Raw genomic sequence first — 24,519 nt, 5'->3', positions numbered from 1 at the left:
TTGTTTTTAAATAACTCAAAACCGCCAGGGTTTTGATTTTGCTTAAGTTGTTGCCCTTAAGCGAGGAGGCGTATTATATATACTTCGTCCTCAGTAGCAAGTAGTTTTTTAAACTTTCTTACCACCTCAACCGCTTCTTAAATCCGCTTCCCTCACCTCGGTGAAGTCCGCGTCAGCAGTTGAGGAGGCGCATTATAGAGATACCGCGATGGGAGTCAACACACTTTTACAAAGAATTTTAAAAACATTTACCGACGTACAAAAACCACTCACTTCGGTTATTTATCAACCACTTAACGGCGATTAAATAAGCAAACTGCTTACTTAATCACCACTAGCTGATATTTCTTTTTACCTAACTTTACGAGGTAGTACTTCTCGAACAATGCCGATGCGTCAGAAAACACATCTTCCAGCCTCATATTGTCCGCCAGACCAACCGCGACACCATTAATCAATACGGCATTGCGACCCAATGCGTCTTTTATTTGCTTGCCAACACCCATACCTATATCCGCAAGCAGCTGGGTTAATGGCTTATCTTTCAAATCATCGCGCCCCAACTCGGCCGTCGGCAACCCGTCTAACTGCAATTGCTGAAAGTCACCCGCAGACAATTCAGTCAATTCACCAGAAAACAGCGCCTCGGTAATACGCTGCGCCCCAGCTAATTCATCGGCACCGTGAATCAACTTCGTCATTTCTTCAGCAAGCACACGCTGCGCAGCTGGGCGCCCCACTTCGCGATCCTCTGCTTCAATAGCATCAACATCCTTGAGAGACAGAAAGGTAAAGTAACGGAGGAATTTATAAACATCTGCATCAGCAGTGCCAAGCCAGAACTGGTAGAAGGCATACGGTGAGGTCTTAGCCGGATCAAGCCAAATGGTGCCGGACTCCGTTTTACCAAATTTTGTGCCATCCGCTTTAGTTACCAGCGGCATAGTTAGGCCGTGAACAGCAGCACCATGCTGGCGACGAGTGAGATCCACCCCCGCGATAATATTACCCCACTGATCAGAGCCACCTAACTGCAAGGTACAACCGTATCTTTTATATAACTCGGAAAAATCCATTCCCTGCAATAAAGAATAACTAAACTCGGTGAAGGAGATCCCCGAACCCTCTCTATTAATACGCTGCTTCACCGATTCCTTGGCAATCATGCTATTTACAGAGAAGTGCTTACCAATATCACGCAAAAATTCAAGCGCCGACATTGAACCAAACCAATCTAAGTTATTCGCGACCTCAGCTGAGTTTTCGCCACAATCAAAATCAATAAACCGCGAAACCTGCGCCTTTAGGCGATCAACCCAATTCGCAACAACATCCGACGTATTTAACTGCCGCTCCTGCGCCTTAAAGCTTGGGTCACCAATAAGGCCCGTCGCACCACCAACCAACGCTATTGGCTTGTGGCCAGCCTGTTGAAAACGACGCAACGCCAACAGTGGCACAAGATGACCGATATGAAGACTGTCTGCAGTAGGGTCAAAACCGCAATATAAAGTGCGCGCCCCCTCCGACAGATACTCGGACAAACCATTTTCGCCGGTCATTTGCGCGACCAAACCTCTCGCCTCTAATTCTGTGAGTAAATCTGCGTTTACCGCTGTCATACACCGACCTTCATATAAAGAAGCGCAAATCACCCCATTCAGGTAATCTGCAAAATCAGGAAAATACCGAAGAGCCGGCAAGATACAACAACCGACAACAAATGCAAACCGCGAAAAGCTGACAGGCCGGCGCACTCAAGCTAGAATCTACTTTAAGTTTCGGTTTTTACGGGCTTTAAGCACGCAGTACATTTGTTATACTGCGTAAAAAACCACCAACAGGCATGTAGTAATTAGAACTATGCAAAATTGGATACCCAAAAGGCACGCCGTTCGCAAAGGCATTAACGGCAAATTTCCGCGACGCCATTTGGCTCTTGCCGCATCGACTCTTATCGCGCTTGGATTGTCTCTATTGTTACTGCCCGGCGAAAATGCTGAAGCAAAACGCACAGCCATTCCACTAAACCTCGAACTCAGCCCGACCAGAGCAGCGAGCAGCTCGATAGGCGCCGACACCACCCCCACAGAAGAGGCTGAAAAGCCGTGGGCAGAAGTACAGGTTAAATCAGGTGATTCACTTTCTGCTATTTTTAGCCGCGCAGACCTTACACCACAAGACCTTCACGAATTATTAACAACCGCCCCCAAAGCAAAAGCGCTTAATAAAATTCGTCCCGGACAGAAGTTATCATTCCAGATAGATGACAACGGTAAACTCGCCGCCTTAAGCTACCAAGTAGACAAGCTCAATAGCCTTGTTTTTGAACGCGGCGTAACAGGCTTTGGCACCACAGAACTCGCAGAAACACCCGAAATCCGACAGCGAGTAGCCAGTGCCACCATCACTTCATCATTATATAAAGCAGCGCAAGATGCTGGCGTAAATCAGAGCATCATCATGGAGCTCGCCAATATTTTCGGCGGTGTTTTAGATTTCGTATACGACGTCCGCAAAGATGATTATTTTATCGTCATATACGAAGATCTCTATTTAAATGGCGAACGTTTAGGCAGCGGGCAAATCCTAGCCGCACAATATTTTAACCAAGGCCGCTCGTTTCAAGCCTACCGCTATATAAATAGTCGCGGCGACGTCGACTACTTTTCGGAAAGCGGTGAAAGCATGCGCAAGGCTTTCTTGCGAGCGCCGCTGGACTTCACACGCATCAGCTCTGGCTTCAATCCCAAGCGCCTACACCCTGTCTTTAAAACAGTACGTCCACATCGCGGCATAGACTACGCCGCCCCCCGCGGAACTCCAGTATATGCCGCGGGCGATGGCCGGGTTTCAGACGCGGGCTACTCAAAAGCTAACGGCAATTACGTGTTCATCAAGCACGGCGAGGCCTATATCACCAAATACCTCCACTTACATAAGCGTGCCGTATCAAAGGGCGAGCGGGTTCGGCAGCGCGAAACCATTGGCTGGGTTGGCTCCACTGGCTACGCGACGGGACCACACCTGCACTACGAATTTTTAGTTAACGGCGTACACCGCAACCCTGCAACAATCGTCACTAAGCTGCCGCCGCCTACAAAGGTGAATGCTGGCGAGATGTCAATTTTCAAAAGCCAGATCTCTGGCATGCAACTTCAGCTAAAGACCTACGCTGCCCAGCGCAGTTATAACAATATCGACGCAGGCTGATGATCTCGAAGTACATTGGCTTGATGTCCGGCACCAGTCTAGATGGCATCGACGCAGCGCTAATTACCGTCGATGACAATGACAACATCCACTTTGAACACAGTATTTCGGCAACTCTGCCAGTCGAGCTAAAAGCAGACATACTCACGCTCTGCGCCACAAGCGCCGACGAGATTGAGCTACTAGGCAAAACCGATCGAGAAATCGGCCACGTTTTTGCCAATGCCGTCCTGCAACTCTGCGCCAGCGCGAACATCAGCCCCGCCGACGTCACCGCAATTGGCAGCCACGGCCAGACAGTAAGACACCGCCCGCCAGATACAACGCGCGACAGGAACCAAGCATTTACCTTGCAAATTGGCGACCCAAACACAATCGCGGAATTAAGTGGCATCACCACCATCGCCGACTTTCGGCGGCGCGATATTGCCGCCGGCGGCCAGGGAGCGCCACTGGTACCCGCCTTTCACGCCGCGGCATTTGCTAGCGAGAACGAAGAACGCGTTATTCTAAATATTGGCGGCATGGCCAATATTAGCCTTCTAAAGAAAAATGGCGATGTTATCGGTTTCGATACCGGCCCCGGCAATGTACTGATGGACAGCTGGATACACACAAATTTAAAACAAGACTTTGATCGCGACGGCAACTGGGCCGCCAGCGGAATATGTCATTCGAAATTATTAGAGCATTTTTTACAGCTACCGTTTTACGCCCAGTCTGGACCTAAAAGTACGGGACGCGAGCAATTCAATCAAAAATCCATCTTCGATGCTTTAAGCCATTTTCCAAGCCTTGCAGCAGAGGATGTGCAGGCAACACTACTGGAGCTCACGGCGCGCAGTATTTGCGATGCCATAGAAAAGTCCAGCACAGGCATTACCCCCGTTTTCATATGCGGCGGCGGCAGCGCCAATCTTGCTCTTCGCAAACGTATTAGCGCGCTACTCCCATCTCGCCGAGTCGAAGATACCCGCGTACTTGGCATTCCACCCGACTGGGTAGAGGCCGTAGCATTTGCATGGCTAGCCAAACAAACGCTAAACCAACTTCCAGGTAATATCCCCACCGTCACCGGCGCTGACGGACCACGTATACTCGGTGCAATTTATCCCGCGTGACAGCGACGCAAAGTTTCAGCAACACTTATAAGGAAAGTAGTAAGAACGAGAATGGAGCAGAGATCGGCCCAACGAGCGTCAGGCCGAGATAAAACTAAACCGAAAACGAAGACCCACAACCACAGGTAGTACTAGCATTTGGATTGCTGACTACAAAGCGCGAGCCCTCAAGCCCCTCCGTGTAATCAACCTGCGCACCGTCAATGTACTGATAACTTAATGGATCGACCAGTACGGTGACACCATCGCGCTGCACTAGCGTGTCGTCTTCTTCAGCAATTTCATCAAAAGTGAAACCGTACTGAAACCCAGAACAGCCCCCTCCAGTGACAAACACGCGCAATTTCAAATCATCGTTAGCTTCTGACTCGACTAGGCTTCTAACCTTTGCCACCGCCTTATCCGTCAATGTTAGGACTGACGGCGTGAATTGTTCAACCGCAGACATATATCACCTCGCTACTACATTGGCACAAATTTGTACCACAACTAACGCAATTATCGGCTTTTCCGACTAATTTAGTCAAGTATTAAACCCTCAGCGACGTATTAAGGCAACAAGGCCAAGCCCTGCAACCCCATCGTTTCTGGTAAGCCGAACATAATATTCATGTTCTGAATAGCTTGACCGGAAGCACCCTTCACCAAGTTATCAATGACCGACAAGACCACTACGGTGTCTCGATTCTGCGGACGATAGACAGCTATACGGCAGGTATTAGCACCACGTACTGAGCGTGTTTGCGGCAAACTACCCAAAGGCATTACATCGACAAAAGGCGCATCAGCGTAACGCTTTTCAAACATAAACTGCAGCTCATCCAAAGATACCGCAGGATCTAATAGCTCTGAGAACAAGGTCGCGTGAATGCCCCGTACCTGCGGTAACAAATGCGGTGTAAAAGTCAGCCCTACAGGACCGCCCGCAGCCAAAGCCAATTCCTGTTCTATTTCAGGCAAATGACGGTGACCTGCTACACCATAAGCCTTAAAGCTTTCGGACAGTTCCGCGTAAATATTATCAAGCTTCGCCTGGCGCCCCGCACCACTCACGCCCGACGCCGCACTCGCGATCAAGCGCTTGGGATCAACCAGCTTTTGCTCAAGTAAAGGAATCAAACCAAGCTCTATCGCCGTTGGATAACAACCGGGACAGGCGATCAACTGAGCGTCTCGAATTTTATCGGCATTACGCTCAGGTAAACCGTACACAGCCGTCGCTAACACATCTGGGCACACATGCTCTTCGTTGTACCATTTAGACCATAGCTCAGCGTCGCTAATCCGAAAATCTGCAGACAGGTCGATGATACGGGTTCCCGCTGCGAGCAATTCTGGCACCATGTTCATGGCAACATTGTGAGGCGTCGCAAAAAACACCACATCGCAACTCGCCAGCGCCTTCACATCCGGGGCGGTAAAACGTAAATCAATTGCCCCGCGCAAACTCGGAAATAACTCATCAACCGGAACACCATCTTCCGCACGCGAGGTAATCATTGCCACCTCTGCCTCGGCATGAGTAGAGAATAAACGCAGCAATTCAGCTCCGGTGTAACCAGTACCACCCACTATCCCAACTTTTAGCACCTGAATATTTCTCCCTTAACGCTGTTCATTCTTTTGATCTGCAACGACGTCATTAGTTGCCACCAACTCTGATTCTTCTTTTTCACGCAACAAGTGATCCCAGCCGCGCACTAAATCTCTCGCCAACACATGGTAAACCGGCTCTGTCATCACCAGCTTTGACACCGCTGTTGCGACAAGCGCACTAACCATAAGGGCTGGTAGTATATCGTGATTATTGCCCGTCAACTCCAGCACAATAACAAATGCGGTGATTGGGCGCTGAACCACGCCAGCAAAATAACTCGCCATACCAACCAATATCAAAGACACCGCAGGCACCTGGGGAAACATGGGACCCATAGCCGAACCAAGTTCTGCACCGGCGGCTAAACTTGGCGAGAAAATACCGCCAGGTATGCCGCTAAAGTAAGTCAGCAGTGTCGCTAACACTTTGCCACCAGCGGTCAACCAACTTCCCTCAGCCTCTCCTGCTAACAGAGCCCTCGCCTCAACGTAGCCGCTACCCATCGTTAGGCCACCAGACAGAATTGCCATCCCTGCCAAAAAGATGCCGATTATAAACGCGACTCGCAGCGGACTCTTCATCACAAACGGCGCAATAGCCCGATTACCCTGTACTAAAAACAAGCTAAACAAACCGCCTAATAAGCCACAAGCAACGCTCACGCCAATAATATAAGGATAATCTACCAAAGGGAGCGCAGTTACATCTGGAACGCCAAAATAGCTGTAGTGCCCAGCGAAGGCCAATACAACCACCCCCGAGAGAATAATCGCCATAATAAAGGTACCGGTGGTTCTCGCCTCCATCGACTGCTGAAGCTCTTCGATTGCAAACACGATACCCGCCAACGGCGCATTGAAAGCAGCCGATACACCGGCAGCGCCCCCCGCTACAATCAAGCTACTCTCTACCTGTTTCTGCTTTAACTTGGCCCATGTACCAAATTTATACATTAGTGCGGCGCCAACATGAACGCTAGGCCCTTCTCGCCCGACTGTTGCACCCACCAATAAGCCAGCGCAGGTCAAAAGCACCTTCAATGTTGCCACTCGCAGAGAAAGAAACGGCACCCGTAACCAATGATAACTTTGCTTATGCGCCAACAATACCTGAGGAATACCACTACCTCTGGCCGCCTTCCCTCCCATATTCATGACCCACACAATCGCCATTAGACCGAATGGTGTGATAATCAAAAAGGCATATGGGTAGCGATCAAAAACATGCTGGGTAATTGAAAAGCTTTCTTCTGACAGCCAAGCAAATCCTTGGATAACCAAGCCAACCGTTAAGGCACCGAACCAAAACACACCGCGGGTTTTCCAGTCTTCTACCGTACCTAACTGCCGACGCGTGTGACGATTGCCCAGCGTCCACCACAGACGAAGTCTGCGAGCAGTCTGTGTACGTTTGTTATTGGCGGTCATGTAATCAAGGGGCCTGTGCAGGCGGCAGAGCTTAATGAGAATGCGCTAGATAAAAATTAATGCGGCGGGCCGCAATTGGCAGACAGATATTGTATGCTAATTCACTGACAACACCCAGTACCCAGAAATGTGATTTTACCATTGCCCCACACTAACTATTTAGGCACACCCTCATGCTTTGGCTAAAAGCTTTTCACATCATTGCGGTTATTTGCTGGTTTGCCGGTATTTTTTATCTGCCCCGACTCTTTGTTTACCATGCCATGGCAGAAGACCAAGCCACGCGTGATTACCTTAAAGTCATGGAGCGCAAACTGTATCGTTTTATAAGCCCATTCGCCGTGTTAACCATTGTGTTCGGCGCCTTACTTATTGCGCAAAACATGGACTACTATCTCAGTGCTGGCTGGCTGCATCTGAAATTACTTTTTGTAGTCGGCCTTATCGCCTACCACCTGTACTGCGGCCACTTAGTTAACAAATTCGCCAATGACCAAAATCAGCGCCAGCACGTATTTTATCGCTGGTTTAACGAAGCACCTGTTATCGCCTTATTTGCGATTGTGCTTTTAGTGGTACTCAAACCCTTTTGAGGCCAGCCACCCCCGCACTGGCGATAATTTACCTAGCGCGGGATAATGCCCGCTTACATTTTTATTATTAAGATTCTTCTATGACTAGCTCTGAGCAATTATTTGAAACCGCCCGTCACCGTATTCCCGGTGGCGTTAACAGTCCGGTGCGCGCATTTAAAGCGGTCGGTGGCACCCCAAAATTTATCGACCACGCTTCAGGGCCTTACCTTTTTGACGTTGAAGGCAAAAAATACATCGACTACGTATTATCGTGGGGGCCCATGCTACTCGGTCACGCCCACCCAGATGTCATCGCCACCGTCACTGCACAACTGCAAAAAGGCCTCAGCTTTGGCGCACCAACGGAAATCGAAACCCAACTAGCCGAAAAACTCTGCAGTATCATGCCCGGCATGGACATGGTTCGCATGGTTAATTCCGGCACCGAAGCCACCATGAGCGCCATCCGGCTTGCGCGTGGCTATACCAATCGCGACAAAATCATCAAATTCGAAGGCTGCTATCACGGTCACTCAGATTCATTGCTGATTAAAGCCGGCTCCGGCGCGCTGACCATGGGGGTACCCAGTTCACCCGGTGTTCCCGCCGCATTGGCAGAACACACCATCACCCTGAGCTACAACGACATCGATGGCGTTCGCGCCGCCTTTGCCGAATACGGCGAACAAGTTGCCTGCATTATTGTAGAGCCCGTTGCCGGCAACATGAACTGCGTACCCCCCATACCCGGTTTTCTAGAATGCTTAAGAGAATGCTGCGATCAAAGTGGTGCGGTATTCATTATTGATGAAGTAATGACAGGGTTCCGCCTTGGCCTACAAGGTGCGCAAGGCTACTACGGTGTGAATGCAGACATTACTTGCCTCGGCAAAGTGATTGGCGGCGGTATGCCGGTGGCAGCCTTCGGCGGCAAGCGCGAAATTATGGAATACATCGCGCCTAGCGGGCCGGTCTACCAAGCGGGAACGCTCTCTGGCAATCCCATTGCGATGGCCGCCGGTCTTTGTATGTTAAAGCACATCGAAAAAGACGGTTTTTACGAGCCGGTTTTCCGTGCGACCGATATGCTTATAAACGGCTTAAGAGAACGCGCTAAAGCCGCCGGAATCGCCATGACCAGCAATCACGTTGGCAGCATGTTCGGGGTATTCTTTACCGAGGCAGAACATATCACTAACTACCAACAAGTAATGGCCTGCGACACCGATCGCTTTAACCGCTTTTTCCACGGCATGCTAGAAGGTGGTGTTTATCTTGCTCCCGCCTCTTATGAAGCCGGCTTTCTGTCATCGGCCCACAGTGACGCCGATATAAAAGACACTCTAGATGTTGCGGAACGTGTTTTCGCCACACTGCGCTGAGGCAAGCCAATGACTAAATCACTTGAACGCGGTGCATTTCCCAATACTCGACTTCGCCGCCTGCGCGCCAAGGACTTTACTCGGCGGTTAATGCGCGAGAATCAACTGGGCGTAAACGACCTGATCTACCCCATGTTTGTCTGTGAAGGTAGCAACGAACGCCAAGCCATCGGCTCTATGCCAAGTATCGAGCGCTTAAGCATTGACCTACTCGTAAAAGAAGCGAAATTACTCGCGTCGCTAGGCATACCCGCAATCGCGCTTTTCCCCGTCGTCGGCGCAGGCAAAAAATCGCTGCTAGCCGAAGAAGCTTACAACCAAAATGGCCTTGCTCAAAACACCATAAAAGCCATTAAAGATGCTGTTCCCGAACTTGGCATTATCACCGACGTCGCCCTCGACCCCTACACCACCCACGGGCAAGACGGCATCATCGACGATACTGGTTATGTATTAAATGACCGCACCGTAGAAACCCTATGCCTACAAGCGCAAGCGCAAGCGGATGCCGGCGCCGATATTGTCGCCCCCTCGGACATGATGGACGGACGTATTGGCGCAATACGCCAAGCGCTTGAAAGCACAGGGCACATCAACACCTGCATACTGAGCTACGCGGCAAAATACGCCTCAGCCTATTACGGCCCGTTTCGCGATGCGGTAGGTTCAGCAGGTAATCTCGGTGGCGGCAACAAATACACCTATCAAATGGACCCCGCCAACAGCAACGAAGCCCTGCACGAATGCGCTTTAGATCTAGCAGAAGGCGCCGATATGATCATGGTTAAACCCGGCATGCCCTATCTCGACATTATCCGCCGCGTAAAAGAGGAGCTAGCAGTACCCACCTATGCCTACCAAGTCAGCGGTGAATACGCTATGCACTGCGCGGCATTTGAAAACGGCTGGTTAGACAAAAATGCGGTCATGATGGAATCACTACTCGCGTTCAAACGCGCTGGCGCAGACGGAATACTCACGTATTTCGCCAAAGACGTGGCATTATTACTTAACAACTAGTGTTTACGCTGTCACATGCAACACTTATCGTTACGATGAATAAAACTACATACTACAGGGGATCTACCATGCAAAAACGACTGATAGCCTTGGCAATACTCGCAGCGAGTGCATCTGTTACCACTCAGGCTGATATCATCGGTGCCACGGCTGGCGCCTATATGTGGAAGCAAAGCTGGGAAGGTGATGTTAAAGCAGGCTCTCAAAGTGTAGATATGAACAAGGACCTAGGCTACGACGACGAAACCGGCAAAAGCTTTTTCGTAGCCCTAGAGCATCCCGTCCCTGTAATACCCAATATTCGCCTACAACGCACTGATCTCGATATTTCTGAGCAAGGCACATTATCAAAAACCTTTACCTTCGACGGTAAAAGCTATGCTCAAAGTGAAGTCGTAGATTCAACCACCGACCTAAGCCATACCGACGCCACCCTGTACTACGAAATCCTAGACAACTGGGTCAATCTTGACGTGGGTGTAACGGTACGGATGTTCGATGGCGAAGTTAGCATTAAAGGCACGAGTGGCGAAGGCTCTATAGATCTTGATGCACCAGTACCGATGGGCTATATCAATGCGCGCTTTGAGCTGCCGCTTACTGGGCTATACGCATCTGGTCTCGCTAACGTTATTTCTTATGGTGACAATAAAATAACCGATATAAGTCTTGGCCTAGGTTATGAGTTTGGCATTGTTGGAATTGAGCTAGGTTACCGCAACTTCGATGTTGATCTTGAAGATGACAATGAAGAAGCCAACGTCACTGTAGACGGTTACTTTTTAGGTGTGGTTATCGATATTTAGCCCTCACCAAAAGAAACCCTCAAAAAAGGCGCAAGATATTGCGCCTTTTTTGTTTAAAATTGTCTTAATTACTCCTAACCCAATATCTTTACTACTGAACCGCCATTCAAAATGAAAAGCACTATGTTGAAAACTCTATCACTCATTGCCGGACTCATCATCAGCCCCGTCGCGCTCACCTGTGAATGCCTGTGGGAAGGCCCGTTTAAATCGGTCTATGCCAATGCAGACTTAATAGTTTACGGCGAAGTAGGCGCCACCCAAGGCAACGGTTTTGATCTCATCGTAGATACTATTTTCCAGGGCAGTGAACACCGCGAACAAATTCGAATTTGGGGTAAAAAAGACGACTTATGCCGCCCAGAGGTAGACGAATTCACCCCAGGCAGCCAGTGGGTTATGGCTCTCAAGCGCATCGACAACCCACCAGCCGACGCCTTTAATCCCTTTAAAGCGAATATCAGTTTTGGCCGCCAAGATGACTTTAGCTTGTCTAGCTGCGGTGTTTACTGGCTGCCAGTAAAGCAGCAGCGGGTATCAGGAAACATTCTAGACGGCTCACGCTGGCAGTACATAGACACAAAAAAGACACCAGTCATCATGCCTGTATTTGAAGCGTGGATAAAAAACATTCTGCCCGATGACGCCATAGCTGAAGCGGTAAAGCCACAAACCCGCGCAAGGCAATTACTAAATGAAACCAAAATTCATTTATGGGAACAGCAGCGCAACCCACTGCCAGACGCGGAAGATTTAGATTTTCGACCACCCACAAGACTTGAAGACATAACGCTACCTGCAAACAGCGACAACTCAAACGAGACTGAGTAACTCGTCCAACATTTTTAAGGACATACCCCAAATGCGGCGCTTACCAAAATGGTAGCAGGGCAAAGTCATCGCCAACTTACCACGGCGCCACTCCATCGTATCGCGCTGACTAGGATCCATTAAAAAGCTCAACGGAATCCATACTGCCTCCGCTACCTCATGATTTGCTTGAATACTGACCGCCGTGTGCAACTTAAAAACATAGGGCGTCACAACCATCGGCCGTCGACCAGAATGGGGGCGACTAACGATATCCGACAAGCGGCCAATACAGTGGCCCGCTTTTTCTAAGTAAATACCCGTCTCTTCCTCGGTTTCCCTAATCGCGGTACGCAAACCGGTAACATCATCACGATCCATTCTACCACCGGGAAACGCCATATGCCCCGACCAGGGGTCACCCTCTCGGTCAGCTCGTTTAATCATTAATACTTCGATATGGTCGTTCAGCTCTCGTAAAATTAACGCCACTGCTGAGCGCTTCACCCAGCGCCGCCACCATCGCTGGCGGGGCTTAAACTTATCTAAGCGCTCAATAATATGCTGAAGCGCCATCGCTTCCGATGTTTTACTAATCAATACCAACCCCTTTAGCCCAAACCAACCACTTAGCGGCACTCGTGCTAACATTACCGTTCTAAAAATAATTTACATAATAACACCCACAGACAACGGCCTGACCCTGCCGTGTAAAGTGAATGTATAGCTATGACGAAACCCGATATTACTGACCGCCGCGATCTTGAAGAATTACTTAGATATTTTTATAAAGACGTACTAGCAGACCCCATCATCGGTTTTTATTTTAACGACGTCATACCATTCTCACTGGAACACCACCTACCCCGAGTCGTCGACTTTTGGGCGCAACTACTTTTTAACGAAACGTCTTACCACGGGCAACTTTTTGAACGTCACCAAAACATTCACCTACAAGCCAATCTCAGTCATCACCATTTTCACCGCTGGCTGCATCTGTTAAACAATAGTATCGACCAGCATTTTGAAGGTACGAACTGTACAACGATGAGAACCCGCGCCGCCCGTATTGCCAACTCTATGGGTACTACACTCGTACAAAAAGCACCCCCCAATACCACCCTCGACGGCGTACAGCTTTTTGATCCGAATTAATTACCCATACAAGCGACGAAGTCGAGCGACAGCTTCTTCTAAGCGATCTAGCCCAGTAGTGTATGCAAAGCGCACATGCTGATCCGCTTTATAACGCCCAAAATCTTCACCTGGGGTGATCGCAATACCGTGGTTTTCTAATAAATCCAAACAAAATTGCTGGCTATTGGTTTTAAATCGCTCTATGCCCGCGTACAAATACAAAGCGCCTGCAGGGCAGTGCGGAATATCAAAACCCAAATCCCGCAATTCCGGTAACAAATAATCGCGCCGCGCCGCAAATTCATCACGACGCCGATTTAGTTCTATTCTAGTTTCAGGCTCAAAAGCAGCCAGAGCGGCGTATTGCCCCATAGTAGACATCGATATAAAAAAGTTCTGAGCTAATTTTTCTAAATGCGGCACTGCTGCTTCTGGTGCAACTAACCAGCCTAAGCGCCACCCAGTCATACCAAAATATTTTGAAAAGCTGTTAATCACAAAAGCTTTATCGGTGATGGATAAAATACTGGGGGCGTCTACGCCGTAATTTAAGCCGTGATAAATTTCATCGACAACCAAATATCCATTTTTTCGCTCACACAGTGACTGCAGATCTCGCAGCTGGGTTGCAGTTAAAATTTCGCCGGTCGGATTTGCCGGCGACGCGACCATAATGCCCTTGGTATTGGCTTGCCAATATTGCTCAGCTTTTTCGGCACTAAGTTGAAAACGATCCTCCGGCCCCACCGGCACCAACTGCCCCTCCCCCTCAACCAAGCGCAAAAAATGCCGGTTGCAAGGATAACCAGGATCCGTCATTAACATGCCATCACCAGGGTTAATTAATAACCCTGCCAATAGCAACAGGGCGCCCGAGGCACCCGGCGTAATCATGATTCGCTCTGGCGCAATGTCTAAGCCATAGTCATTACGATAATAGCGCGAAATTGCCTGACGCAACTCAGGGATACCCGCTGCCGGCGTATAGTGGGTTTCGCCACGATCCAAGGATGCCTTCGCGGCATTCACAACCGCCGCCACCGTACTAAAATCTGGCTCGCCCGCTTCCATATGCACTATATCTCGCCCCGCCGCAGCAAGCTGCTTAGCCCGAGTTAACACCTCAACCACTCGAAACGGCTCTATATCTGCAAGTCGGCGCGCAAAGGAATTATTCACCTATACTGTCTCTATTGAGTAAAAATGGGAGTGTAGCTTTATCCGCAGTACCTTAACATCACCGTAACAGGCTATGAGATGCACTTAAGATGAATTTCGTGTAGCGCGAGCGGCTCATATCTGGTAGTTTTGCCGGTTTGGCGACACAGCGTCGTCGCGCATGTCCGCAGTTTGCGGTTAACGGCTTGTACAGAAGAGGGCCAGCCATGCCTGCACAGCAGAGTACACCTGAGAATTTAAAGACGTTCGTCCCTTATAAAGAGAAAAAGGGCGAAAAATACATGAACGAAGATCAAAAGGAGCACTTTCGCCAGATTCTGCTTAGCTGGAAAGCTGAGTTGATGGAAGAAGTAGACCGTACTGTAAGCCATATGAAAGACGAGGCATCTAACTTTCCCGATCCCGCAGACCGCGCGACCCAGGAAGAGGAGTTTAGTCTCGAGTTACGTACCCGTGATCGCGAGCGCAAGCTCATCAAGAAGATTGACTCAACCCTCAATCTCATAGACGAAGACGATTATGGTTTCTGTGACACCTGTGGAGTCGATATCGGTATTAAACGCCTAGAAGCCAGACCAACTGCGACCTTGTGTATTGATTGTAAAACGCTAGACGAGATCAAAGAGCGCCAAGAACGCGGTTAATCTGCATGGGTAGCGGTTCCTCCGCCGCCCATGCCAGCAGGCTTGCTATGTCAGTCTCCAATACCGGCTATATTGGCCGGTTTGCCCCCTCCCCCAGCGGTCCATTACACCTCGGCTCCTTGCTTACTGCAGTTGCCAGTTATCTCGACGCACGTGCCACACACGGCCAATGGCTATTACGCATAGAAGACATTGACCCGCCACGAGAACAAGAGGGCGCGGTAAACCTCATCATCAACAGCCTAATTGCCCACGGCTTACAATGGGATGGCGATATACTGTGGCAAAGCCAGCGCAGTGACAGCTACGACGCAGCGCTAGATCGGTTATTAAATAAGCAGCGCGCCTATTACTGCAGCTGCTCCCGCGCCCAACTTGCCAACACCGGCGGCATACACCCAGAATGCTGTTTTCAGGCTTTCACCCTTGGTGATGCCGCTATTCGCCTAAAGATTGAACAGCACAGCGTGGAGTTTCTGGATCGCGTGCAAGGCCCTCAATGCTACCAAAGTACGCAAATTGGCGACCCAGTTCTCAAACGCCGAGATGGCCTGTATGCCTACCAACTCGCCGTAGTCGTCGACGATGCCGAGCAACAAATTACCGACATCGTTCGCGGCGTAGATTTACTCGACGCGACCGCATGGCAACTTCACTTACAGCAGACGCTGTCGCTAAAGCCTATTCGCTACCTCCACCTTCCGGTTATCGTCGGCGATGATGGCCATAAACTCAGCAAACAAAGTTTTGCCCCTGCAATAAACGATCAAACCGCCAAGGCCAATCTGCTTCAAGTCTTGCGCTACTTAGGGCAAGCACTCCCGCCGGCTGACCTAAATATTACGGAACTATTGCGGTGGGCCACCCAACATTGGCAAGCCGACCATATCCCAAACCAAACCGCACTTAGTCTATAAAGCAGCTAGCAATGTTTTGCAGTTTGATAGCCGCTCCAGTAACATCAGTTCGACACTGAAAGTCTCGCGGCCACCATGCAAATTCACTCCTCATTACTGCTTCTAGCGACCTTTACCTTTATCTTTGCACCGGCGCTAAACCGATGGCTAAGTGACGCCAGCAGCGTGTGGTATCTCCACCACGTGGTTTGGCTACTTATCATTATTTTTGTGTTTATTAGCTTACATCAGCAGCGCCGCAATGACCCTTAGCCCCAATACACTGTTCTTTATTGGTATCGGCTATTTATTACTCTTATTTGCCATTGCCTACGCCACCGAACGTCAGCTACTACCCTCACGCCTGGTTAACCACCCCAGCATCTATGTCTTGTCGCTAGGCGTATACGCCAGCGGTTTTGCCATTTACGGTGCGGTCGGTTTTGCCGAGCGCTACGGCTACAGCTTTCTCAATTATTATATTGGCCTGTCTGTCGCGCTAATCTTGCTACCTATTTTGCTCGCGCCACTGCACCAAATTTGCAAAAGCTATCGTCTCAACTCTCTTGCAGACTTACTGAGCTTTCGTTTTCGGAGCTCATGGGCTGGTTCACTAGCCACCCTCTTTTTGGCACTTGCCGTTTGGCCACTACTCGCCATTCAGATAAAAATCGTGTCTGAATCTACCTTAATTTTAAGTGCTGGCGAAGCCATGGGCAGTGATCATGCTAGCTTTAAAAACCTAACCGCGTTACTTTTTTGTGCGGTTATCACCGTTTTCACCATTTTATTTGGCTCACGAAATCTTGCTTCTAAAGACAGTCATCGTGGACTGGTTGTTGCCCTTGCCTTTGAATCTATTGTGAAAATGCTCGCCATTGTCTTAGTCGGCATCATTGCTATTTACTCGGTATTTGGTGGTTTTAACGGTCTACAGCTCTGGCTAGACAGCCACCCAGAAGTCATAAAAGAATTGAGCACTCCGCAGTCTGGCGACACCAACAGACTAATGCTGATTATGTTTTTTGCCGCGTCAGTCTGTATGCCCCACGTCTTTCACATGTTATTTGCCGAAAACCCCAACAGAAAAAACCTCGTCACTGCGAGCTGGGGCCTACCGCTATTTCTACTGGTAATGAGCCTACCAGTGCTCCCTATACTCTGGGCCGGCCAAGCCTCTGAGCTGAACCTTACAAGCGACTATTACGCCCTCGGTTTATCGCTGAATATTGACAAACCATGGCTAACAACCTTGATCTATTTGGGCGGTCTCTCCGCCGCCAGCGGCGCCATTATTGTTACCACCCTTGCGCTAGCATCAATGAGCCTGAATCATTTAGTTCTACCCATCCTGCGACCCAAAGGCCGTAATGTTGATATCTATCGCTGGCTACTGATGACTCGTCAACTGCTCATCTGCGCCATAATTTTAATTGGCTATATTTTTTATGAGTTAATTGACGAAACTCAAACCCTTACCAACCTCACCATGGCCTCAGCCTGCGGCTTCCTGCAATTTTTACCTGGCGTACTTGCGGTACTATATTGGCCCCGCGCCAATCGCAATGGATTTATTAGCGGCCTGACCGCCGGTTTTATAGTGTGGATTTTCGGCCTGCTGATCCCCATGTTCAGCAATTACCATCCCGCCTTTATGGAAACGCTATATCTTAATGAAGTAGACGAAGATCTATTTTGGGTGGTGGTCGCCAGCCTGTCACTTGGTGTTAACAGCGCACTTTTTATTGTGGTTTCCATATTTAGCGATACCTCTGCAGAAGAGCGTAGCGCCGCAGAGGCCTGCACACTCGATGACCTAAACCGCCCCAGCAGGCATGCGTTAAATTTGCAAACAGCGGGAGAAATGAAACAGCGTTTGCAAGAGGCCTTGGGAGACCACGCCGCGGAGCAAGAGTTTAGCCGCGCACTAGAAGAACTCCAACTCAATGAACAAGAAACCCGCCCGTACGCGCTTCGACGTATTCGTGATCGAATTGAAATCAACCTATCATCCCTAGTTGGACCATCAAGCGCACGCCGTGTCATTGATCGCGTACTGCCCTATACCGACAGCGTACTTGGCAATAGTGAAGACATAACCTATATAGAAGAACGCCTTGAGCGCTACCAAACCAATCTCACCGGCCTCGCCGCCGACCTTGACAGCCTACGCCGCTATCACCGCCAAACCCTAGAAGACCTTCCCATCGGCGTATGCGCACTAGGGCGCGATCAGGAGATATTGCTATGGAATATGTCGATGGCCGACATTACTGCAATCAAATCTAGCACCGTCACCGGCTCTCGCCTAACAGGCCTTCCCGAGCCTTGGGCAAGCTGCCTAATTAACTTTTTAGCTAGCAGCGACCTGCATCGCAGCAAATTTTGTGTCGAAACCGACAAAGGTCTACGCTGGCTTAATTTGCACCGCACCGAATCACAAATGTGGGGCCGCGACGAAGTTATTGTCGTAGTTGAAGACATCACCGACACCCAATTGCTAGAGCACGAACTCACCCATCAAGAGCGACTAGCCTCTATTGGCCGTTTAGCCGCCGGTGTCGCACATGAAATTGGCAACCCCGTCACTGGCATCGCCTGTCTTGCGCAAAACTTGCGCTACGAAACCGAAAACCCAGACACACTCGAAACGGCGTCACAAATCGTCAAACAAACCCAACGTATTAGCAGTATTGTTCATAGCTTGGTCAACTTCGCCCACACTGGACGAGAGGCCCGCTCACTAGCGACCGAAGCGGTCAATGTGCGGAGCTGTGTTTCCGAAGCAGTGCAACTGCTGAGTCTTGATAACGAAGCGCGTCAAATTCATTACAACAACAATTGCCCTGCAGACATTGTTGTGCAAGGTGACAACCAACGTTTAATGCAAGTTTTTATCAACTTGCTATCAAATGCCCGAGACGCCAGTAGCGACAATGCGATGATCACTATTGATGTGCTACGCGAAGATACCGAAGCACACATCACCGTCACGGATCACGGCAGCGGCATTGACCAAAACTTACAAAACAGAATTTTTGAGCCGTTTTTCACCACCAAAGATCCAGGAAAAGGAACCGGCCTAGGCTTAGCATTGGTTTACAACATTATTAACGACTTCGGTGGTGACATTACTATCGAAAGTCCCGTGCCTGAATTCAGTACCCACGGCACCCGAATTCATATTCGACTGGCACTAAGCCACGCCGAGCCAAACTAGAATTATTTTGCTGATCGCGTTATGTTGTTCGGCTACGCGCCTGTTTGGTAGTGGCCGCACGAATCCACGGAGAAAATTATGCCCAAGATCCTAATAGTCGAAGACGAAGATGTCATCCGTCTGGCACTGCGGCGCCTGCTCGAACGCAATGACTATCAGGTAGACGAGGCGGACTCTGTTCAAAAAGCGTTAACTAACTATAACGTCAACGACTACTCGCTAATTATCAGTGACTTGCGGCTGCCTGGCGCAGCAGGCACCGACCTAATCAGTAAAACTGAAGCCCCCGTACTGATTATGACCAGCTACGCAAGCCTGAAGTCTGCCGTGGACTCGATGAAAAAAGGCGCTATCGACTATATCGCCAAGCCCTTCGATCACGATGAAATGCTGGAAACCGTCGAGCGTATTATCCAGAGTACCACTGTAGAACGGCAGCCCAATGCGACCGAACCGAGCAGTATTCAACGCAAACAAATCGCCGACGCCAATGGCATGATCGGCAGCTGCAAAGCCATGCAGCAACTCTATGACCATATTCGCCGCGCCGCCCCCACAGATGCAACCGTACTCGTTCATGGAGAAACCGGTACCGGTAAGGAATTAGTAGCCCGTGCAATTCATAATCAAAGCACACGCAACGGCAAACCCATTATTTGTGTCAACTGTGCGGCAATTCCTGAAACCTTAATCGAGTCCGAATTATTCGGCTATGAGAAAGGTGCATTTACTGGCGCCAACACCAACCGCACCGGGCTGATCGAAGCAGCTGACGGCGGCACCTTATTCCTCGACGAAATTGGAGAACTGCCCCTAGAGGCTCAAGCGCGACTGTTACGCTTTATTCAGGAAAACGAAATCCGCCGTATAGGCTCGGTAGAATCTATAAAAGTTAACGTGAGACTTATCTGCGCAACTCACCGCGACCTAAAAGACATGGCGCACTCCGGTCGCTTCCGTGAAGATTTGTACTACCGTATAAATGTTATGAAACTGGAATTACCACCACTGCGTGAGCGCGGTAAAGACATTCTTGAGCTGGCCGAAACGCTACTAAAAAGCCGCTGCGAAAAAATGAAGAAACCGCTGATGCATTTCAGCCCCAAGGCCATCCAAGCGATAACCACCTATATATGGCCAGGCAATATTAGGGAGCTAGAAAATGCCATTGAGCGCGCAGTCATATTATGTGACCGTAAAGAAATCGATAACGAGCTCCTCGACATAGATTTAGAGCTCGTTGACATCAGCCAGATTCGTGGCCGCCGCAACGACAACCCACCCCGCGCGACGAGCAGCACCCCAGATCGCAATCGCGACAACCGCAAACCCATTCACGCAGACCCCAGTGAAGACCTGTCACTAGAAGATTACTTTCAGCGTTTTGTGCTAGAGCACCAAGACTCCATGAGTGAAACCGAGCTAGCGCAAAAACTTGGCGTAAGTCGAAAGTGCCTATGGGAACGTCGCCAGCGCTTGGGTATTCCGCGCAAGAAAGTCAGCTCACGGGCGGGAACATAAGTTGCGACCAGGCGTTACCCAAGCTCAGACAACGTAACAAAGGGCGTTTATTAAGGTAACAATTCACAAAATTGCAAAGTGAAAACCAAACACCAAAACACACTAAGCAACTGATAAATAAAGAGATTATAAAGTTGGCACAGCAAATGCTCTATGTTGGGAGCGAAGAATAATAAAAAATGAAAATAATAATAAAAAAACAGAGAAAGAATAATAATAATACATAAGCAAAGAGACCTGGGTGGGGAAGACATTGTTTTCCCCTTCTTCGTTTTAAAACCCCGCAAATTACTCCACAGACACTTATTCGAACGCGCACTCCCTATAAAATTCCATCATTCGTTTAACAACACTCCAAATACGCCTGTGCTAGAATACTGGCTTCATAAAATTCATCGGCTAACCGCAGACATCAATGACATCTAGCTCCGTTACCGGGCTCTGGAAAAAGCTCTCAGGCAAGTTTTCCAAACCCAGCCAATACACATCAAACACCGTGGCAATCATTCCGCGAGACGAACACTGCGTCTCCCGCAAGAATATTAGCGACGCCGCAATTAAAGTCATAAGACGACTCAACGAAGAGGGCTATGATGCATTTCTCGTTGGCGGCGGTGTGCGCGACCTTTTACTAGGCGGGCAACCCAAAGATTTCGATATTGCCACTAACGCAACGCCCGAACAGGTTCGCGGCGTCTTCCGCAATAGCCGCATCATCGGCCGCCGATTCCGTATCGTCCACGTCCGCTTTGGTAATGAAATTATTGAAGTCACCACCTTTAGGGGTGGGCACGATGCGCCCAGTACTAGCGCCCAGCGCAACAAGCACTCGGCCCGCACCGAATCTGGCATGCTAACCCGCGACAACGTTTACGGCTCAGTAAATGAAGACGCCGCACGTCGCGACCTCAGCATAAACGCCCTGTATTATTCAAGCCGTGACTTTTGCGTTTACGACTATGTCGGCGGCATGCGGGATCTAGAGCAAAAGCTTATCCGCATTATTGGTGATCCAGAAACCCGCTATCGCGAAGATCCAGTGCGCATGCTGCGCGTTGTCCGCTTTGCCGCAAAACTCAATTTCGATATAGAGAAGCATACCGAAGAGCCGCTCAAGCGATTAGCGCCTCTGCTGACCGACATCTCTGCAGCACGCATGTTTGACGAAGTCATCAAACTGCTGATGTCTGGGCAAGGCATTCAAACCTACGCGTTATTGCAGCGCTACGGTCTCTTCAGCCCGCTATTCCCAGCAACACAAAAAATGCTGAATCAACACGAGCCGGCAACAGAAGCAATTATTCAACAGGGCCTTATTAATACCGACGCTAGAATTGCAGAGGGTAAACCCGTTACGCCGGCCTTTATCTACGCAGTACTGCTGTGGCCAGTGGTAAAAAAAGTCTACAAAGAAATTCTTGACAGCGGAGTACCGGAAATCCCCGCGCTTCACCAAGCGGCCGAACGCGTACTGCACAAGCAGCAGCAAACCGTTGCCATTCCCAAACGTTTCTCGCTGCCAATGCGTGACATATGGGAACTACAAAGCCGACTCACCCGCCGCACCGGTAAGCGGGCAGAACAGCTTCTGGAACATCGTTATTTCCGCGCGGGCTTCGACTTCCTACTGCTACGCGAACAAGCCGGTGAAGTTGAAGCTGGACTGGGCCAATGGTGGCTAGCGTTTCAAGAGGCTCATGCAGACACGCGTGGTGCTATGCTCACGCAAGTCCCTGCCGGAGAAAAGCCTCGCGCACCCCGGCGCCGACGCAGCCCTCGCAAACCGCGATGATCCGCAGTTACATTGCGCTGGGCAGTAACTTAGATCAGCCAAAGCAGCAGGTATTAACGGCAATACAGACGATTGCCGCTACGCCTGACTGCCACATCATTGCGCAATCCCGCCTTTACGGCTCAATCGCTATAGGCCCAGGAACACAAGGCAACTACGTCAATGCCGTCATCGCCATTGATACCAGCCTGAATGCACACAATCTGCTCACCACCCTACAAGCCATTGAAGCCCGGCATCATCGGCAGCGTAATATCCGCTGGGCCGCCAGAACCCTTGACCTCGACCTACTTCTGTACGGCAGGGAAAACATCCACACAAGCGACCTGATCATTCCACATCCACGAATGTTTGATAGAGACTTCGTCCTTCGTCCACTCGCAGATATTGCACCCGCTGAGCTACTTCGCCGCTATCTAGGCGAAAATGCCAACGTGGGCTATTCCGACAACGACAATTTATGGGTTTTAGAGTCAGATGATAAAGCGATCACTAATTAACGAGCCTATTATCAATACCGAAAAACCGCCCTGTTTTATCGCAGTGGAAGGGCCTATCGGTGTGGGCAAAAGCACCCTAGTGCGGCGCCTAGCGGAATCACTTAACTACCAAATGCTGCTTGAGAAAGCCGAAGACAATCCCTTTCTGGAACGTTTTTACGCCAACCAGCGCCACGCGGCCTTATCAGCCCAGCTGTTTTTCTTATTTCAGCGCGCACAGCAGCTCAGCGACTTACGCCAAAGCGACATGTTTAATCAAACCCATATCGCCGATTTTTTATTCCAAAAAGACCCTTTATTCGCCCAAATCACCCTCGACACCAACGAGCTAGAGCTATACCAAAAAGTCTACCAACAGGTGCAGGTCGACATTCCCACGCCAGACCTAGTGATTTACTTACAAGCGCCGGTAAAAGTGCTAAAAGAACGAATACAACATCGCGGGGTGCAATTTGAACAAAGCATACATGGCGACTATTTAGAGCGAGTAAATGCCGCCTATAGCGAATTTTTCCTGTCGTACAACGACTCACCGCTACTCATCATTAACGCCAGCGACATCGACTTTGCCAACAATGACCAGCAATATGAGAAATTATTGCAATATGTGCTGGAAATACGCAGCGGTCGCCATTACTTTAACCCCACATTTTTCTGAGCACCGCCGAGGCCCGCTATGAGCAAGGTAAACACCCTCAAACTGCTGACAAAAAAGCAACAGCATGAAAAATTTGCCGTGGTTACGTGCTACGACGCCAGCTTTGCCAAACTTGTCGAAAAAGCAGGTATAGACGCTATTCTTGTCGGCGACTCACTTGGCATGGTGCTACAGGGGCGCGATTCCACCCTACCCGTTACTTTAGACGACATGGCCTACCACACAGCCTGCGTTGCCCGTGGCTGCACGCAACCACTCATTATTAGTGATATGCCTTTTGGCAGCTATAACACCGCCCAACAATGTGCCGACAATGCCGCCACGCTAATGCGAGCTGGCGCGCATATGGTCAAAATTGAGGGCGGCGGCTGGCTTGCAGAGAGCGTAACGCTGCTGAACCAAGCCGGTATTCCGGTATGCGGCCACCTCGGTCTAACCCCTCAATCCGTTAACGTATTGGGGGGCTACCGAGTGCAGGGGCGCGACGACAGCCAAGCCAAAGCCATTCTTGCCGACGCAGTGGCGCTGGAAGCCGCAGGAGCGGCAATGCTGGTGCTGGAATGTGTACCACGCAAACTCGCAACAGAAATCAGCGCCATCCTAAAAATCCCCGTTATTGGTATTGGGGCCGGCAACGGCACAGACGCCCAAGTACTGGTACTACACGACCTGCTCGGTATAACCGAGAAGACCGCACGCTTTGTACGTAACTTTGCGGAAGGCAGTAACGGTGTAGAGGATGCCCTGAAGCGCTACAATAGCGCCGTCATCGACGGTAGCTTCCCCGCAGACGAGCATAGTTTTGACTAAGGGTTTATAATCCCAAACTGTTACCTCGGGGAACGTTTTGGTAGGTAACAAAGTCGTGAATTTTTTGTTACCAAAGCATTGAACGGCAATTCCGATTGGGGCATACTTGCCCGCCACTGGCCAAACTGATCAGATTATGAACAGTCTTTTCAGGTTTTTAAGGCCGTATAGCCAGTGTATTGGTCGCCAGCCCGCGGTGTGCGCGGACTGA

General features: G+C 49.8%; 22 protein-coding genes. 16 read left to right on the top strand and 6 right to left on the bottom strand.

Annotated features, from left to right (window positions below; genetic code table 11):
- Positions 1-320: 320 nt before the first annotated feature.
- The gene (gene tyrS, locus GVJ32_RS14155; protein WP_159240738.1) at positions 321-1,622 is read right to left on the bottom strand and encodes a tyrosine--tRNA ligase; all 1,302 of its coding nucleotides are present in this window, start codon (positions 1,620-1,622) and stop codon (positions 321-323) included.
- Between the two features lie 241 nt (positions 1,623-1,863).
- On the opposite strand from tyrS, the gene GVJ32_RS14150 reads away from it, so the two are divergent.
- Both GVJ32_RS14150 and GVJ32_RS14145 read left to right on the top strand, forming a co-directional pair.
- Positions 1,864-3,213 carry a peptidoglycan DD-metalloendopeptidase family protein gene (locus tag GVJ32_RS14150; protein WP_159240737.1) on the top strand — a complete coding sequence of 450 codons (1,350 nt, stop codon included), beginning with the start codon at positions 1,864-1,866 and terminating at the stop codon, positions 3,211-3,213.
- Positions 3,213-4,334, top strand: a complete 1,122-nt coding sequence (locus tag GVJ32_RS14145; RefSeq protein WP_200841424.1) for an anhydro-N-acetylmuramic acid kinase — start codon at positions 3,213-3,215, stop codon at positions 4,332-4,334. The genes GVJ32_RS14150 and GVJ32_RS14145 overlap by 1 nt, the downstream gene beginning before the upstream one ends.
- A 94-nt stretch (positions 4,335-4,428) precedes the next feature.
- Here the strand turns inward: GVJ32_RS14145 and erpA are convergent, their stop codons facing one another.
- The 3 genes from erpA to GVJ32_RS14130 form a co-directional block, all read right to left on the bottom strand.
- Complete coding sequence (gene erpA, locus GVJ32_RS14140) at positions 4,429-4,782, bottom strand: iron-sulfur cluster insertion protein ErpA (protein WP_103684435.1); 354 nt, start codon at positions 4,780-4,782, stop codon at positions 4,429-4,431.
- A gap of 101 nt (positions 4,783-4,883) precedes the next feature.
- A complete protein-coding gene (gene argC / locus GVJ32_RS14135) occupies positions 4,884-5,924 on the bottom strand; it encodes an N-acetyl-gamma-glutamyl-phosphate reductase (protein ID WP_159240736.1) in 1,041 nt (346 codons plus the stop codon).
- Positions 5,925-5,939: 15 nt separating this feature from the next.
- Complete coding sequence (locus tag GVJ32_RS14130; protein WP_235035143.1) at positions 5,940-7,358, bottom strand: chloride channel protein; 1,419 nt, start codon at positions 7,356-7,358, stop codon at positions 5,940-5,942.
- 173 nt (positions 7,359-7,531) lie between these two features.
- Here GVJ32_RS14130 and hemJ point away from each other — a divergent pair, with 173 nt between their 5' ends.
- The 5 genes from hemJ to GVJ32_RS14105 all read left to right on the top strand — a co-directional run bounded on the left by hemJ (position 7,532) and on the right by GVJ32_RS14105 (position 11,972).
- Positions 7,532-7,951, top strand: a complete 420-nt coding sequence (gene hemJ, locus GVJ32_RS14125) for a protoporphyrinogen oxidase HemJ (protein ID WP_159240735.1) — start codon at positions 7,532-7,534, stop codon at positions 7,949-7,951.
- Between the two features lie 80 nt (positions 7,952-8,031).
- A complete protein-coding gene (gene hemL / locus GVJ32_RS14120) occupies positions 8,032-9,315 on the top strand; it encodes a glutamate-1-semialdehyde 2,1-aminomutase (RefSeq protein WP_159240734.1) in 1,284 nt (427 codons plus the stop codon).
- A gap of 9 nt (positions 9,316-9,324) precedes the next feature.
- Positions 9,325-10,335: a porphobilinogen synthase gene (gene hemB / locus GVJ32_RS14115; RefSeq protein WP_159240733.1), complete on the top strand. Its 1,011-nt coding sequence runs from the start codon at positions 9,325-9,327 to the stop codon at positions 10,333-10,335.
- Between the two features lie 68 nt (positions 10,336-10,403).
- Complete coding sequence (locus GVJ32_RS14110) at positions 10,404-11,141, top strand: TIGR04219 family outer membrane beta-barrel protein (protein WP_159240732.1); 738 nt, start codon at positions 10,404-10,406, stop codon at positions 11,139-11,141.
- Between the two features lie 123 nt (positions 11,142-11,264).
- The gene (locus GVJ32_RS14105; protein ID WP_159240731.1) at positions 11,265-11,972 is read left to right on the top strand and encodes a hypothetical protein; all 708 of its coding nucleotides are present in this window, start codon (positions 11,265-11,267) and stop codon (positions 11,970-11,972) included.
- On the opposite strand, the gene GVJ32_RS14100 is transcribed toward GVJ32_RS14105, so the two are convergent.
- Positions 11,955-12,551: an NUDIX hydrolase gene (locus GVJ32_RS14100; RefSeq protein WP_235035142.1), complete on the bottom strand. Its 597-nt coding sequence runs from the start codon at positions 12,549-12,551 to the stop codon at positions 11,955-11,957. The genes GVJ32_RS14105 and GVJ32_RS14100 overlap by 18 nt on opposite strands.
- A gap of 129 nt (positions 12,552-12,680) precedes the next feature.
- Between GVJ32_RS14100 and GVJ32_RS14095 the strand changes: the two genes are divergently transcribed.
- Positions 12,681-13,106: a group III truncated hemoglobin gene (locus GVJ32_RS14095; RefSeq protein ID WP_159240729.1), complete on the top strand. Its 426-nt coding sequence runs from the start codon at positions 12,681-12,683 to the stop codon at positions 13,104-13,106.
- On the opposite strand, the gene GVJ32_RS14090 is transcribed toward GVJ32_RS14095, so the two are convergent.
- Positions 13,107-14,267 carry a pyridoxal phosphate-dependent aminotransferase gene (locus tag GVJ32_RS14090; protein WP_159240728.1) on the bottom strand — a complete coding sequence of 387 codons (1,161 nt, stop codon included), beginning with the start codon at positions 14,265-14,267 and terminating at the stop codon, positions 13,107-13,109.
- Between the two features lie 206 nt (positions 14,268-14,473).
- Between GVJ32_RS14090 and dksA the strand changes: the two genes are divergently transcribed.
- The 8 genes from dksA to panB all read left to right on the top strand — a co-directional run bounded on the left by dksA (position 14,474) and on the right by panB (position 24,308).
- Positions 14,474-14,911: an RNA polymerase-binding protein DksA gene (gene dksA, locus GVJ32_RS14085; protein ID WP_159240727.1), complete on the top strand. Its 438-nt coding sequence runs from the start codon at positions 14,474-14,476 to the stop codon at positions 14,909-14,911.
- A 47-nt stretch (positions 14,912-14,958) separates the two neighbouring features.
- On the top strand, positions 14,959-15,828 hold the full coding sequence (gluQRS, locus tag GVJ32_RS14080; RefSeq protein ID WP_159240726.1) for a tRNA glutamyl-Q(34) synthetase GluQRS: 870 nt from the start codon (positions 14,959-14,961) through the stop codon (positions 15,826-15,828).
- 151 nt (positions 15,829-15,979) lie between these two features.
- Positions 15,980-19,027 carry a sensor histidine kinase gene (locus GVJ32_RS14075; protein WP_235035141.1) on the top strand — a complete coding sequence of 1,016 codons (3,048 nt, stop codon included), beginning with the start codon at positions 15,980-15,982 and terminating at the stop codon, positions 19,025-19,027.
- Positions 19,028-19,105: 78 nt separating this feature from the next.
- On the top strand, positions 19,106-20,548 hold the full coding sequence (locus tag GVJ32_RS14070; RefSeq protein WP_159240725.1) for a sigma-54-dependent transcriptional regulator: 1,443 nt from the start codon (positions 19,106-19,108) through the stop codon (positions 20,546-20,548).
- A gap of 415 nt (positions 20,549-20,963) precedes the next feature.
- Entirely contained in the window at positions 20,964-22,340 is a 1,377-nt protein-coding gene (gene pcnB / locus GVJ32_RS14065; RefSeq protein WP_159240724.1) for a polynucleotide adenylyltransferase PcnB, read from the top strand.
- Positions 22,337-22,840 (top strand): 2-amino-4-hydroxy-6-hydroxymethyldihydropteridine diphosphokinase, encoded by a 504-nt coding sequence (folK, locus tag GVJ32_RS14060; protein WP_159240723.1) that lies wholly within the window; start codon positions 22,337-22,339, stop codon positions 22,838-22,840. The genes pcnB and folK overlap by 4 nt, the downstream gene beginning before the upstream one ends.
- Positions 22,818-23,498, top strand: coding sequence for a deoxynucleoside kinase (locus GVJ32_RS14055; protein ID WP_159240722.1), 681 nt, complete (start codon positions 22,818-22,820; stop codon positions 23,496-23,498). The genes folK and GVJ32_RS14055 overlap by 23 nt, the downstream gene beginning before the upstream one ends.
- An 18-nt stretch (positions 23,499-23,516) precedes the next feature.
- Entirely contained in the window at positions 23,517-24,308 is a 792-nt protein-coding gene (panB, locus tag GVJ32_RS14050) for a 3-methyl-2-oxobutanoate hydroxymethyltransferase (RefSeq protein ID WP_159240721.1), read from the top strand.
- Positions 24,309-24,519 lie beyond the last annotated feature (211 nt).

The organism is Zhongshania aliphaticivorans (assembly GCF_902705855.1).
Taxonomy (GTDB): Bacteria; Pseudomonadota; Gammaproteobacteria; order Pseudomonadales; family Spongiibacteraceae; genus Spongiibacter; species Spongiibacter aliphaticivorans_B.
The sequence above is the reverse complement of the archived record's forward strand: the minus strand, read 5'-3'. Positions and strand labels throughout refer to the sequence as shown.